This is a genomic window from Streptomyces sp. NPDC001634 (genome assembly GCF_040298185.1).
GTDB lineage: Bacteria > Actinomycetota > Actinomycetes > Streptomycetales > Streptomycetaceae > Streptomyces.
The window spans coordinates 70,849-84,470 of record NZ_JBEOZU010000020.1 but is presented as its reverse complement, the minus strand read 5'-3'; the positions used below and the strand labels follow the sequence as shown (position 1 = coordinate 84,470).

The window sequence follows — 13,622 nt, the reverse complement described above, 5'->3', positions numbered from 1 at the left end:
TCGCTGAATCGTGGAGAACCTGATTGCGCTGCTGATCGCGGCGCCCCTGCTCGGAGCGGCCGTCCTGCTGTGCGGCGGCAGAAGGCTCGACGCGGTCGGCCAATGGGTCGGCACCCTGCTGTCCGGCGTCTCCTTCGCGTTCGGCGCCGTCCTCTTCGCCGACATGCTGGGGAAGAGCGCCGATCACCGGACCATCACGCAGCACCTGTTCAGCTGGGTCCCCGTGGGCGGCTTCCAGGCCGACGTCACCTTCCGGCTCGACCAGCTGTCGATGACGTTCGTCCTGCTGATCACCGGCGTCGGCTCGCTCATCCATCTGTACTCGGTCGGGTACATGGAGCACGACGAGCGCCGGCGCCGCTTCTTCGGCTATCTGAACCTGTTCCTCGCGGCGATGCTGCTGCTCGTCCTCGCCGACAACTACCTGCTGCTGTACGTCGGCTGGGAGGGCGTCGGTCTCGCCTCGTACCTGCTGATCGGCTTCTGGCAGCACAAGCCCAGCGCGGCGACCGCGGCGAAGAAGGCGTTCCTGGTCAACCGCGTCGGCGACATGGGCCTGTCGATCGCGATCATGCTGATGTTCACGACGTTCGGGACCTTCACCTTCGGGCCGGTCTTCGCGGACGTGAGCAAGGCCAGTGAGGGCAAGCTCACCGCCATCGCCCTGATGCTGCTGCTCGCCGCATGCGGCAAGTCGGCCCAGGTTCCGCTGCAGTCCTGGCTCGGGGACGCGATGGAGGGCCCGACCCCGGTCTCGGCCCTCATCCACGCCGCCACCATGGTGACCGCGGGCGTGTACCTGATCGTCCGCTCCGGCGCGATCTTCAACGCCGCGCCCGACGCACAGGTGGCCGTCACCGTGGTCGGTGCCGTCACGCTCCTCTTCGGTGCGATCGTCGGTTGCGCCAAGGACGACATCAAGAAGGCGCTGGCCGGGTCGACCATGTCGCAGATCGGCTACATGGTGCTCGCCGCGGGCCTCGGCCCCATCGGCTATGTCTTCGCGATCATGCACCTGGTGACGCACGGCTTCTTCAAGGCCGGGCTGTTCCTCGGCGCCGGCTCGGTCATGCACGGTATGAACGACGAGGTCGACATGCGCAAGTACGGCGGCCTGAGGAAGTACATGCCGATCACTTTCGTGACCTTCGGCCTCGGCTACCTCGCCATCATCGGCTTCCCGTTCCTGTCCGGCTTCTTCTCCAAGGACAAGATCATCGAGGCGGCCTTCGCCAAGGGCGGCACCGAGGGCTGGATCCTCGGCAGTGCGGCCCTGCTCGGTGCGGCCATCACCGCGTTCTACATGACACGAGTGATGATCATGACGTTCTTCGGCGAGAAGCGCTGGCAGCCCGATGAGCACGGCCATGAACCGCACCCGCACGAGTCGCCCAAGGTGATGACCATCCCGATGATCGTGCTGGCCTTCGGGTCGGTTTTCGCGGGCGGACTCTTCTCGGTCGGTGACCGTTTCCTGCACTGGCTGGAGCCCGTCACCGGACACGAGGAGGGCCACTCGCCCCTCAGCGCCGGGACGGTCACGGCCGCGACCATGGTGCTCCTCGTCGTCGGTGCCGGCCTCGCCTACGCCCAGTACGGACGCCGCCCGGTCCCGGTCGTCGCCCCGCGCGGGTCTCTGCTCACCCGGGCCGCCCGGCGCGACCTGCTCCAGGACGACTTCAACCACGTCGTCCTCGTCCGCGGCGGAGAGCACCTCACGCGCTCCCTGGTGTACGTGGACCACACCCTGGTCGATGGCGTCGTCAACGGCACGGCGGCCTCGGTCGGCGGCCTCTCCGGACGGCTCCGCAGGCTGCAGAACGGCTACGCGCGGTCGTACGCGGTCTCGATGTTCGGCGGTGCGGCGGTGCTCGTCGCCCTGACCCTGCTGATGAGGGCGGTCTGATAGCGATGTCCTTTCCTCTGCTGACAGCGACGGCGGTGCTCCCGGCCGTGGGGGCGATCGCCACTGCAGCGGTCCCGGCCGCGCAGCGCACCGCCGCCAAGTGGCTGGCGCTGCTCGTCTCGCTCGCCACGCTCGTGCTCGCCGCGGTGATCGCGGTCCGCTTCGAACCGGGCGGCGCCCGCTACCAGCTCACCGAATCGCATGCCTGGATCAAGGACTTCGGGGTGCGGTACGAGCTGGGGGTGGACGGCATCGCGGTGGCGCTCATCGCGCTGACCGCGCTGCTGATCCCGTTCGTGATCCTGGCGGGCTGGCACGACGCCGATCCGCTGGAGACCGGAAGCAGGCGCTGGCGGCCGACACAGGGCTTCTTCGCCCTGATCCTGGCCGTCGAGGCGATGGTGATCCTCTCCTTCGAGGCCACCGACGTCTTCCTCTTCTACATCTTCTTCGAAGCCATGCTCATCCCGATGTACTTCCTCATCGGTGGCTTCGGGGACCGCGCCCACGAGCACGGCGAGAAGGCGGCGTCCACGCAACGCTCGTATGCCGCCGTGAAGTTCCTCCTCTACAACCTGGTCGGCGGACTGATCATGCTTGCCGCGGTGATCGGTCTCTATGTGCAGGCGGGGAACTTCTCGCTCCCGGAGATCGTGCAGGCGCGGGCGAGCGGCTCGCTCCACATGGCGACCAGCACCGAGCGCTGGCTGTTCCTCGGCTTCTTCTTCGCCTTCGCGGTGAAGGCGCCGCTGTGGCCGCTGCACACCTGGCTGCCCAACGCCATGGGGGAGGCCACCGCCCCGGTCGCCGTGCTGATCACGGCGGTCGTCGACAAGGTGGGCACCTTTGCGATGCTGCGCTTCTGCCTCCAGCTGTTCCCGGAGGCGAGCAAGTGGGCGACGCCCGCCATCCTTGTGCTCGCGCTGATCAGCATCATCTACGGGGCGCTGCTCGCGGTCGGCCAGCGGGACATCAAGCGACTGGTGGCGTACGCGTCGATCTCGCACTTCGGCTTCATCATCATGGGCATCTTCGCGATGACCAGCCAGGGCCAGTCCGGTGCGACGCTCTACATGGTCAACCACGGGATCTCGACCGCCGCCCTGATGCTGGTGGCGGGCTTCCTGATCTCGCGCCGCGGCTCGCGCCTGATCGCGGACTACGGAGGCGTGCAGAAGGTCGCGCCCGTGCTCGCCGGCACGTTCCTGATCGGTGGCCTGGCGACCCTCTCCCTTCCGGGACTGGCGCCCTTCATCAGTGAATTCCTGGTCCTGGTCGGCACATTCGCCCGCCACCCGGCGATCGGCATCATCGCCACCTTCGGCATCGTCCTCGCCGCGCTCTACACCCTCGTCCTCTACCAGCGGACGATGACGGGCCCGGTGAAGGCGGAGGTCGCCCAGATGCCGGACCTGCGCTTGCGCGAGCTCCTGGTCGTCGCCCCGCTGATCGTTCTGCTGATCTTCCTGGGTGTCTACCCGAAGCCGGTCACCGACATCGTCAATCCGGCGGTCAAGCAGACCATGTCCGACGTACACCAGACCGATCCCAAGCCCAAGGTGGAGGCGGCCAAGTGAGCGCAGCAGCCGTCCACAGCCTGTGGACAACCGCGGCCGACCCGATCTCGAAGATCGAGGCGCCGAAGATCGAATACGGGCAGTTGTCGCCGACGCTGATCGTCATCGGTGCGGCGCTCGTCGGAGTGCTGATCGAGGCGCTCATCCCGCGCAGGTCCCGCTACTACGCGCAGGTGTTCGTGTCGGTCGTCGCGCTCGCCGCCGCGTTCGCCGCGGTCGTGGCGCTCGCCGCCGACGGATACGGCACCACGAAGGCGCATATCGCGGCGATGGGCGCGATCGCGGTCGACGGACCGTCCCTGTTCCTGCAGGGGACGATCCTGCTGGCCGGTCTGCTCGGCGTGTTCACCTTCGCCGAGCGGCGCCTGGACCCGGCGGCACACGGCAACCGGGTGGACTCGTTCGCCGCGCAGGCCGCATCCGTGCCGGGCAGTGAGAGCGAGAAGGCCGCCGTCAAGGCCGGGTTTACGACGACGGAGGCGTTCCCGCTGCTGCTGTTCGCGGTAGGCGGCATGCTCGTCTTCCCCTCGGCGAACGACCTGCTGACCCTGTTCGTCGCCCTGGAGGTCTTCTCGCTGCCGCTGTACCTGCTGTGCGCGCTTGCCCGCCGCAAGCGGCTCATGTCGCAGGAGGCCGCGGTCAAGTACTTCCTGCTCGGCGCGTTCGCCTCGGCGTTCACGCTGTTCGGCATCGCGCTGCTGTACGGGTACGCGGGCTCGGTCTCTTATGCGACGATCGCCCAGGTCGTCGACGGCACGGTCACGAACGTCGACCCGGCGCTCGCGGGCACCATGGGCAACGATGCACTGCTGCTCGTCGGCGCCGCGATGATCGTGATGGGCCTGCTGTTCAAGGTGGCCGCGGTGCCGTTCCACATGTGGACCCCGGACGTCTACCAGGGCGCGCCGACCCCGGTGACCGGCTTCATGGCGGCGGCGACGAAGGTGGCGGCGTTCGGCGCGCTGCTGCGACTGCTGTACGTCGTTCTGCCGGGCATGCGCTGGGACTGGCGGCCGGTGATGTGGGCGGTCGCGATCGTCACCATGCTGGGCGGTGCGATCGTCGCGATCACGCAGACCGACATCAAGCGGCTGCTGGCGTACTCGTCGATCGCGCACGCGGGATTCATCCTCGCGGGTGTCATCGCGACGACACGCAACGGCGTGTCCTCCGTCCTCTTCTACCTGGCCGCGTACTCGTTCGTGACGATCGGCGCGTTCGCGGTGGTGACGCTCGTCCGCGACGCGGGCGGCGAGGCGACGCACCTGTCCAAGTGGGCCGGGCTCGGCCGCAGGTCGCCGCTGGTGGCGGCCGTGTTCGCGGTGTTCCTGCTGGCCTTCGCGGGCATCCCGCTGACCTCCGGCTTCGCCGGGAAGTTCGCGGTGTTCAAGGCGGCGGCCGAGGGCGGGGCGATCCCGCTGGTCGTGATCGGTGTGATCTCGTCGGCGATCGCGGCGTTCTTCTACATCCGCGTGATCGTCCTGATGTTCTTCAGCGAACCGCGCCCGGAGGGCCCGACGGTGGCGGTCCCCTCCCCGCTGACGATGACGGCGATCGGGGTGGGCGTGGCGGTCACGCTGGTGCTGGGCGTGGCGCCGCAGTACTTCCTGGACCTGGCGAGCCAGGCGGGCGTGTTCGTGCGCTGACGATTCCCCGCCGCACACGACGGCCCGGTGCCCGCTCGGGGGGTGCCGGGCCGCCGTGTGCGCGGGCTTACGGGTTCGGCGTGCGGCGCGTCTTGATCTGGGTGAGATCCAGATCCACGGGGAACGGGACGTCCACCTTCATCCGCTCGCGGTAGATCCCTACGCTGGTGTACGTGCCGGTGGTGGGCTCCAACTCGAAGGCGTGCACCGCGGCGCGGCCCTTCTCGTTCTCGACCCGCCAGTAGTGGGGGATCTTGGCCCGTGCGTACTTCATGGGCTTGGTCTCGCGGTCTCGTGAGACGGAGTCCTCCGAAACGACCTCGATGGCCAGGACGACGGCGTTCGCAGGGAACCGGGTCTGCTCCGGGTCCTCCGCTACGTCCCCCTGTACCACGACCACGTCAGGTTCGGGCCTGTTCTGGCTGTCGAGATCAATGGTGAACTCGCGGAAGACCTCAAGGTCCGCAGGTGCCAGAGACTGGAGCTGCCATTTGAAGAAATCGATGGCACGCTCGTGAAAGATGGTCTGCGGACTCACGAAGACCAGGCTCCCGTCGATCAATTCCGTGTGCGGAGGCAGATTCGGAAGCCGGTCCAGGTCGTCGGCGGTCCAGCCGCCCTCCGGCGGAGTCGGCCAAGTGGGCGTGGACGCCTTCGGTGCGACGCTCATCAGTGCTCCCATGGGACGGAGTCTCGCCGGTCCATTCAGACTATCGGGCGCAAACGTGCAGGTCTCCCGCGTACGTGTGAACGACTGTCGTGTCCTTGACCCGGGGTGCACAGGAGCAGCCTGTGGATAACTCCGGCGCTGTCGGCGCCGCCCCCTATCGTGGACGCAGTGGTCGAGGGACTACGCACGGGGGACGGGCGATGGACGGGACGGGTGTGATGACCGAGGCGGGCGTGATGCCGGCGCCGGGCGGCGGGAGCGAGGCACAGGCCGCGCTGCACCGGATCTTCGGCTACGAGACCTTCCGCGGCGACCAGGAGGCGATCGTCGAGCATGTGGTGGCCGGCGGTGACGCCGTCGTCCTGATGCCGACCGGTGGCGGCAAGTCGCTCTGCTACCAGATTCCGGCCCTCGTCAGACCGGGTACGGGCGTGGTGGTCTCGCCCCTCATCGCACTGATGCAGGACCAGGTGGACGCGCTGCGGGCGCTCGGCGTCCGCGCCGGGTTCGTCAACTCCACGCAGGACTTCGACGAACGGCGAGTGGTGGAGGCGGAGTTCCTGGCCGGTGAGCTGGACCTGCTCTATCTGGCCCCGGAGCGGCTGCGGCTGGAGTCCACTCTCGACCTGCTCTCGCGCGGCAAGATCTCGGTGTTCGCGATCGACGAGGCGCACTGTGTGTCGCAGTGGGGCCACGACTTCCGGCCCGACTATCTCGCGCTGTCGCTGCTCGGCGAGCGCTGGCCGGACGTGCCCCGGATCGCGCTCACGGCGACGGCGACGCACGCGACGCACCAGGAGATCACCCAGCGGCTGAACATGCCACGGGCCCGCCACTTCGTGGCGAACTTCGACCGCCCCAACATCCAGTACCGGATCGTGCCGAAGGCCGACCCCAAGAAGCAGCTGCTGTCGTTCCTGCGCGAGGAGCACGCGGGCGACGCGGGCATCGTGTACTGCCTCTCGCGGAACTCGGTGGAGAAGACGGCGGAGTTCCTGACCCGCAACGGCATCGAGGCGGTGCCCTACCACGCGGGCCTGGACGCGGGCACGCGCGCTGCGCACCAGTCCCGCTTCCTGCGCGAGGACGGCCTGGTCGTGGTGGCGACCATCGCGTTCGGAATGGGCATCGACAAGCCGGACGTACGGTTCGTCGCGCACCTGGACCTGCCGAAGTCGGTCGAGGGTTACTACCAGGAGACGGGCCGGGCGGGCCGCGACGGACTGCCGTCCACGGCCTGGATGGCCTACGGGCTGAACGACGTCATACAGCAGCGCAAGCTGATCCAGTCCGGGGAGGGCGACGAGTCGTTCCGCCGCCGGGCCCAGGCGCACCTGGACGCCATGCTGGCGCTGTGCGAGACGGCGCAGTGCCGCCGTGGCCGGCTGCTCGCCTACTTCGGACAGGACCCCGAACCGGCCGGTTGCGGCAACTGCGACACGTGCCTGGTGCCGCCCGACACCTGGGACGGCACGATCGCCGCGCAGAAGGTGCTGTCCACCGTGTGGCGGCTGGACCGGGAGCGGCGGCAGAAGTTCGGCGCGGTGCAGATCGTCGACATCCTGCTGGGGCGGCGCACGGCCAAGGTGATCCAGTTCGACCACGACCAGCTGTCCGTGTTCGGCATCGGCGAGGAGCTGACCGAGGGCGAATGGCGGGGTGTCATCCGCCAGTTGCTGGCACAGGGCCTGCTCGCGGTCGAGGGCGAGTACGGGACGCTGGTGCTGACCGAGGCGAGCGGGGCGGTGCTGCGGCGGGAGCACGAGGTGCCGCTGCGCAAGGAGCCGCCGAAGCCCACGGTCGCGCGGTCCGCGGCCCCGAAGGGCGAGCGTACGCCGAAGGCCGCCGCCGAGCTTTCGCCGGAGCTCCAGCCCGTCTTCGAGGCCCTGCGCTCCTGGAGAGCGACCCAGGCGAAGGAACAGGGCGTCCCGGCATACGTGATCTTCCACGATGCGACGCTCCGCGAGATCGCGGCGGTCCGCCCGAAGTCGGTGACGGAGCTCGGCACGATCAGCGGAGTGGGGGAGAAGAAACTCGCGACGTACGGGGAGGGGGTGCTCGGAGTGCTGTCTTCCCTGGACGGCGGTTCGGCACAGGACGAGGGCCCGGCCCCGGAGTGGCCGGAGCCGGAGCCCGAGCCGGAGCCGGAGGAGGCGCCGGAGCCGGAGGACTGGATATAGGTGCGCCCGGGGCGGCACCCCCCACAGCGCTTCTCATCCGCCCCGGCCCGGCGTCCCGTCACGAACCACCGAGAGGTCTGGCAGCTGATGCGTATCAGCTGCCGGACACCACCCGGCCCGTCACCTCCCCGAGCCCCACCCGCGTGCCGCCCGGCCCCGGTGCCCAGGCCGTGAGCGTCACCACGTCGCCGTCCTCGAGAAACGTCCGTTTCCCGTCCGGGAGTTCGAGCGGGTCCCGTCCGTTCCAGGTCAGTTCGAGGAGCGAGCCGCGCTCGTGCTCCGCAGGGCCGCTCACCGTGCCCGAGCCGTACAGGTCGCCCGTCCGCAGCGACGCCCCGTTCACTGTCATGTGCGCCAGCTGCTGGGCCGCCGTCCAGTACATGGTCGAGAACGGCGGCTCGGAGACCACATGGCCGTTGATCGCGACGGAGATGTGCAGGTCGTAGCCCGTCGGCTCCTCCTCCGTGTCGTCCAGATACGGCAGCAGCGCATGCGTGCGCTCCGGCGGCGCCACCCGGGCGTCCTCCAGCGCGTCGAGCGGGGTGATCCACGCCGAGACGGACGTGGCGAACGACTTGCCGAGGAACGGCCCGAGCGGCACGTACTCCCAGGCCTGGATGTCCCGCGCCGACCAGTCGTTGAGCAGGCAGAGGCCGAAGACATGGTCGCGGAAGCCGGACAGGCCCACCGGAGTGCCCATCTGGGATGGAACACCGACCACGAACCCGACCTCGGCCTCGATGTCCAGGCGGACGGAGGGACCGAAGACCGGAGCGGGGTCGGCAGGGGCCTTGCGCTGGCCGCTCGGGCGTACGACGTCCGTGCCCGACACCACCACCGTCCCCGACCGGCCGTGGTAGCCGATCGGCAGGTGCTTCCAGTTGGGGGTCAGGGAGTCCGCCGCGTCCGGGCGGAAGATCTGCCCGACATTGCGGGCGTGATTCTCGGAGGCGTAGAAGTCGACGTAGTCCGCGACCTCGAAGGGCAGGTGCAGGGTCACCTCGGAGAGCGGGTGCAGGAAGGGCTCGACGGTCTCGCGGTGCGCGGGCACCGTCACCCACGCCGTCAGCGCCCGGCGCACGTCCGACCAGGCGGTGCGTCCGGCGGCCAGCAGCGGGCCCAGGGACGGCCGCGCCAGCAGGGAGGCGTAGGGGGAGCCGAGGGCCGTCGCCGCGGCGCCCGCGTCGAGCACGTGGTCCCCCAGGCGGACGCCGACGGTCCGTTCGCCGGAGCCGACGGGCGAGAAAACGCCATAGGGGAGGTTGTGCGGGCCGAAGGGATCGCCCTCGGGGACGTCGAAGGGGGGCATGGGATGCTGCCTCGCTTTCGTGCACTTCAGGTGTGCCGTACATGGGGGTGCGTTCCATGTGGTCGTCGCACACGTTACGGGTGAGTTGGCTGTCTTGGGCAGGGTCTAAAGAGTTCGCAATGTCCGAATAAGCCTTGTCGGAGGGGTCAATTCCGGCTTAGCGTCCTTTGGGGGACACGGACGGGGTGGGTCCGGTCCGTAGGGGGGACACGTGGGGGGACCCGTGGCCAGGAGCACCGTCGGCGTGCCGTTCGATGCGGACCGCGACGTACCGGGGCTCATTGTGAAGTTCGGCGACTACCCGCTGCATCACGGCGGGGTGGGCGCCATCCGAAGCCTGGGCCGGCTCGGCATTCCGATGTATGCGATCACCGAGGACCGTTACACACCGGCGGCGGTTTCCCGCTATCTGCGGCGCGCCTTCGTGTGGCCGACCACCGGGACGGAGGAACCGGAGCAACTCGTGGAGGGCCTGCTGGGGATCGGGCGGCGCATCGGCCGTCCGACGGTCCTCATTCCCACCGACGAGGAGGCCGCGGTCCTGATCGCGGAGCACCAGGACGTGCTGGGTGGCCCCTTCCTGTTCCCGAAGGTGGACGCCAAGCTCCCGCGCCGCCTCGCCAGCAAGCAGGGCCTGCACGAACTGTGCGTGGAACACGGCATCCCGAGCCCGGCGGCCGCCTTCCCGCAGTCGTACGACGACATCGTGCGCTTCGCCGAGAAGGCCCGCTTCCCGCTCGTCGCCAAGAACCGTGAGGCGTTCGTGCGCCGTGCCCAGCCCGCGGTGGGCGGCACGACCAAGATCGCCACCCGCGAGGGGCTCCTCACGCTCGCCCGTGACTGGGGCGAGCACCCCGGCGTGATCCTCCAGGAGTACTTGCCCCGGGAGGAGGCCGAGGACTGGATCGTGCACGCGTACTTCGACCAGGACTCGACACCGCAGGCCCTGTTCACCGGCGTCAAGGTCCGCTCCTGGCCGCCGCACGCGGGCATGACGGCGAACGCGTACGTCGTGGACAACCCGGAACTCGCGGACCTCGCCGCGCGTTTCATCAAGCAGATCGGCTTCACCGGCATCATCGATCTCGACCTGCGCTTCGACCGCCGCGACGGTCAGTACAAACTGCTCGACTTCAACCCCCGCATGGGCGCCCAGTTCCGGCTCTTCGAGAACGAGTCGGGGGTGGACGTCGTCCGCGCCATGCATCTGGACCTGACCGGCCGCACCGTCCCGGAGGGGGAACAGCGCGCCGGCCACCGGTACATCGTGGAGAACATCGACCTTCCCGCTCTGCTCGCCTACCGCCGCAGCGGGTATACGACGCCACACGCACCGGCCCGCGCGAGCGGTACGGAGCTGGCCTGGCTCGCGGGTGACGACCTGCGGCCGTTCTTCACGATGCTCGCGCGCTTCGTGCGGCCGGGCGCGAAGCACCTGTTTCAGCTGTGGCGGACCAATCGCCGCGGCAGCACCACGAGTCCGGGCAGGTAGCCCGGCTCGTTCGGCTCCACCACGAAGTACGCACGTCGCGTCCTGGGGAGGGACTTCGTGATTCAACCGGTAGCAGTCATCGGTGCCGGGCCATTCGGCCTGTCCACCGCCGCCCATCTACGGGCGCGCGGTATCCCGGTACGCGTCTTCGGCGAGCCGATGGTGAGCTGGCGCGACCACATGCCCGCGGGCATGCTCCTGAAGTCCACCCCGGCGGCCTCCAACATCGACGCGCCCCAGCGCGGCCACACCCTGGTCGACTACTGCGACGCGGCGAGTATCCCCAGGCTGGTGACGGACGAGGACATCATCCCGGTCGAGACCTTCATCGGATACGGCGAGTGGTTCCAGCAGAAGCTGGTGCCCGAACTGGAGCGGGTCCGGGTCGTTTCGGTGGACCGCCGCCAGGGCGGCGGATTCGAGCTGAAGCTGGACTCGGGCGAGACGTTCACGGCCCGCGCGGTCGTGGTCGCGACCGGCCTGTCGGGCCTCGCCCACCTCCCGCCCGAGCTGGCCGGGGCGTCGCCGGACGGACCCACTCCAACGGGCCCGGTCTCCCACAGTTCTCAGCACCACGACCTGACCAGGTTCTCCGGCAAGGAGCTGATGGTCGTCGGCGCGGGCCAGTCCGCGCTGGAGACGGCGGTGCTGGCGGCGGAGGCGGGCGCGCGGGTGCGCGTGGTCTCGCGCGGCCGGGGCAGTGTCGCCTTCGGCGCGGCCCCGTGGGACCAGCCGAAGCTGCGCCCCGAATCGCCCTTCGGGCGTGCCTGGTCGCTGTGGGCGCTGAGCTACTACCCGCATCCGTACCGCTTCCTGCCCGCCCAGACCCGCCACTATCTGGTCCGCCGCGTCCTCGGCCCGCTCGGTGCGTGGTGGCTGCGTGACCGTTTCGAGGGCAAGGTGGGGGTGCGTGAGGTCGACCGTGTGGTCAGCGCGGCCGCGCCCGACGGCAGCCCGGTGCTGACGGTCCGGACGCACGCGGGCCGCACGGAGGAACTGAGCGCCGACCACGTCATCGCCGCGACCGGCTACCGCGTGAACATCGCAGCGATGGACTTCCTGGGCCATGAGCTGCGTACGGAACTGGGAGTGAGCCGCGGCACACCGAAGCTCGGCGCGGGGTATGTGTCGTCCGTCCCGGGCCTTTACTTCACGGGCCTTCCGGCCGCGGCCTCGTACGGCCCGGTGATGCGCTTCGTGTGCGGCACCGAGTTCGCGTCGCCGCGTCTGGCGAAGCACCTGGCGGCGGTGCACGGCTGAGAACCGGGCGCCCTTACGACAGGGCGCCCTTGGGCCGGAGTGTGGTGCGTGACGCGTTCGGCGCCGTGGGGAAGGGAGCCGGCCGACGTGGCAGAGAACATGCTCAACAGCACGCCTGCAAACGGTTGTTGGGGCGCGATGGGGCGGTCTCCGGGGAACCCTACCGCGTAAGTCCTGGGGCGCACGGGATATCGGACGACGTCCGGTTCGCGCCGAGTCGCCGGGGCGTTCCATCCGTATTCTCTGATCATGGCCGCACCCCTCGCATATTCACTCATCGCCACTGACCTGGACGGAACGCTGCTGCGTGGTGACGACACGCTCTCCGACCGGTCCAGGGCCGCGCTGACGCGGGCCGCAGTCGCCGGCGCACAGCACCTCGTGGTGACAGGGCGCCCGGCGCCGAGAGTGCGGCCGTTGCTCGACGACCTCGGCAGCAGGGGGCTCGCGGTGTGCGGACAGGGCGCGCAGGTGTACGACGCCGGCGCGGACCGGCTGCTGTTCTCGGTCACCCTGGACCGGGAGTTGGCCGAGACCGCGCTCGGCAAGATCGAGGCCGAGGTGGGGCAGGTGTACGCGGCGGTCGACCAGGACGGGGTGGACGGGCTCACCCTCATCGAGCCCGGCTATCTGATGCCGCACCCCACTCTGCCCGCCGTACAGGTCGAGCGGCGCGACGATCTGTGGTGCGAGCCCATCAGCAAGGTGCTGCTGCGCCATCACGCCCTGTCCGACGACGAGTTGGCGGAGGCGGCCCGCGGAGCGGTCGGTTCCCTCGCGACGGTCACCATGTCCGGGCCCGGCACCGTCGAACTCCAGCCATGCGGCATCACCAAGGCGACGGGGCTCGCGCTGGCCGCCGAGTACCTCGGCCTGAGCCGGTCGCAGACCATCGCCTTCGGCGACATGCCCAACGACATCCCGATGTTCGACTGGGCCGCGCACGGGGTCGCCATGGCCAACGCCCACCCGGAACTCAAGGCCGTCGCCGACGAGATCACCACGTCGAACGAGGACGACGGCATCGCCGTCGTCCTCGAAAGACTGCTCACGGGCCGGTAGCTTCCCGGCCCGTGCGGATCAGTACGCGCTGTGGACGTTGTCGATCGAGCCGTACCGGTGCGCGGCGTAGTTGCACGCGGCCGTGATGTTCGCGACCGGGTCGTACGGGTTGAAGGACGTGCCCGCCACGTGGTACGCCCGGAACGTGGGGTCGATGATCTGCAGAAGCCCCTTGGACGGGATGCCTTTAGCGGCGTTCGAGTCCCAGAGGTTGATGGCCCTGGGGTTGCCCGACGACTCGCGCATCACGTTGCGGTAGATGCCGTTGTACGTCCCGGGTATCCGGTGCTGCGCCATGACGGCCAGCGACTGACGGATCCAGGTGTCGAGGTTGCCCTTGCGTGCCACGGTGCTCACGGCGGACGTCGTGGCCGGCGTGGCGGCGGAAGCGCTGGTAGCCCCGATGACCGGGGCGGCGAGAAGGGCGGCACCCGTCGTCGCGACAGCGACGGCACGGGTGAGGCGGGCGGCCTTGGAGCCGCGGTCCCGACGGCGTGCGGGCAGGGCGAAAACGGACATG

At 69.4% G+C, this 13,622-nt stretch carries 10 protein-coding genes; 7 read left to right on the top strand and 3 right to left on the bottom strand.

Translation table 11 applies throughout. The annotated features are described in order from the left end of the window. Nucleotides 1–10 precede the first annotated feature (10 nt). From nuoL to nuoN, 3 genes are read left to right on the top strand one after another with little or no spacing between them, the layout of a single operon-like run. Nucleotides 11–1,906, top strand: a complete 1,896-nt coding sequence (gene nuoL / locus ABT186_RS15740; protein ID WP_351925445.1) for an NADH-quinone oxidoreductase subunit L — start codon at nt 11–13, stop codon at nt 1,904–1,906. Between the two features lie 5 nt (nt 1,907–1,911). Beyond that, the gene (locus ABT186_RS15735; RefSeq protein ID WP_351223810.1) at nt 1,912–3,483 is read left to right on the top strand and encodes an NADH-quinone oxidoreductase subunit M; all 1,572 of its coding nucleotides are present in this window, start codon (nt 1,912–1,914) and stop codon (nt 3,481–3,483) included. After that, nucleotides 3,480–5,129 (top strand): NADH-quinone oxidoreductase subunit NuoN, encoded by a 1,650-nt coding sequence (gene nuoN, locus ABT186_RS15730; RefSeq protein ID WP_351223808.1) that lies wholly within the window; start codon nt 3,480–3,482, stop codon nt 5,127–5,129. The genes ABT186_RS15735 and nuoN overlap by 4 nt, the downstream gene beginning before the upstream one ends. Before the next feature lie 67 nt (nt 5,130–5,196). On the opposite strand, the gene ABT186_RS15725 is transcribed toward nuoN, so the two are convergent. Continuing rightward, nucleotides 5,197–5,799, bottom strand: a complete 603-nt coding sequence (locus tag ABT186_RS15725; protein ID WP_351223806.1) for a Uma2 family endonuclease — start codon at nt 5,797–5,799, stop codon at nt 5,197–5,199. 200 nt (nt 5,800–5,999) lie between these two features. On the opposite strand from ABT186_RS15725, the gene recQ reads away from it, so the two are divergent. Further along, nucleotides 6,000–7,979 carry a DNA helicase RecQ gene (gene recQ, locus ABT186_RS15720; RefSeq protein ID WP_351223804.1) on the top strand — a complete coding sequence of 660 codons (1,980 nt, stop codon included), beginning with the start codon at nt 6,000–6,002 and terminating at the stop codon, nt 7,977–7,979. Between the two features lie 94 nt (nt 7,980–8,073). Here recQ and fahA read toward each other — a convergent pair whose 3' ends face one another. Beyond that, a complete protein-coding gene (gene fahA / locus ABT186_RS15715) occupies nt 8,074–9,288 on the bottom strand; it encodes a fumarylacetoacetase (protein WP_351925443.1) in 1,215 nt (404 codons plus the stop codon). A gap of 244 nt (nt 9,289–9,532) precedes the next feature. Here fahA and ABT186_RS15710 point away from each other — a divergent pair, with 244 nt between their 5' ends. The 3 genes from ABT186_RS15710 (at nt 9,533) to ABT186_RS15700 (ending at nt 13,102) form a co-directional block, all read left to right on the top strand. Continuing rightward, the gene (locus ABT186_RS15710) at nt 9,533–10,780 is read left to right on the top strand and encodes a carboxylate--amine ligase (protein WP_502973217.1); all 1,248 of its coding nucleotides are present in this window, start codon (nt 9,533–9,535) and stop codon (nt 10,778–10,780) included. A 57-nt stretch (nt 10,781–10,837) separates the two neighbouring features. Then, nucleotides 10,838–12,040, top strand: a complete 1,203-nt coding sequence (locus ABT186_RS15705; RefSeq protein ID WP_351223798.1) for an FAD-dependent oxidoreductase — start codon at nt 10,838–10,840, stop codon at nt 12,038–12,040. Nucleotides 12,041–12,289: 249 nt separating this feature from the next. Beyond that, nucleotides 12,290–13,102 (top strand): HAD family hydrolase, encoded by an 813-nt coding sequence (locus tag ABT186_RS15700; RefSeq protein ID WP_351223796.1) that lies wholly within the window; start codon nt 12,290–12,292, stop codon nt 13,100–13,102. Nucleotides 13,103–13,120: 18 nt separating this feature from the next. Here the strand turns inward: ABT186_RS15700 and ABT186_RS15695 are convergent, their stop codons facing one another. Next, on the bottom strand, nt 13,121–13,621 hold the full coding sequence (locus tag ABT186_RS15695; RefSeq protein WP_351223794.1) for a transglycosylase SLT domain-containing protein: 501 nt from the start codon (nt 13,619–13,621) through the stop codon (nt 13,121–13,123). Between the last annotated feature and the right edge of the window lies 1 nt (nt 13,622).

Excerpts from the sequence above, each read along its gene's own strand:
- recQ (WP_351223804.1), top strand. The coding sequence starts at position 6,000 with ATGGACGGGACGGGTGTGATGACCGAGGCGGGCGTGATGCCGGCGCCG.
- ABT186_RS15695 (WP_351223794.1), bottom strand. The coding sequence starts at position 13,621 with ATGTCCGTTTTCGCCCTGCCCGCACGCCGTCGGGACCGCGGCTCCAAG.
- ABT186_RS15735 (WP_351223810.1), top strand. The coding sequence starts at position 1,912 with ATGTCCTTTCCTCTGCTGACAGCGACGGCGGTGCTCCCGGCCGTGGGG.
- ABT186_RS15725 (WP_351223806.1), bottom strand. The coding sequence starts at position 5,799 with ATGAGCGTCGCACCGAAGGCGTCCACGCCCACTTGGCCGACTCCGCCG.
- fahA (WP_351925443.1), bottom strand. The coding sequence starts at position 9,288 with ATGCCCCCCTTCGACGTCCCCGAGGGCGATCCCTTCGGCCCGCACAAC.
- ABT186_RS15700 (WP_351223796.1), top strand. The coding sequence starts at position 12,290 with ATGGCCGCACCCCTCGCATATTCACTCATCGCCACTGACCTGGACGGA.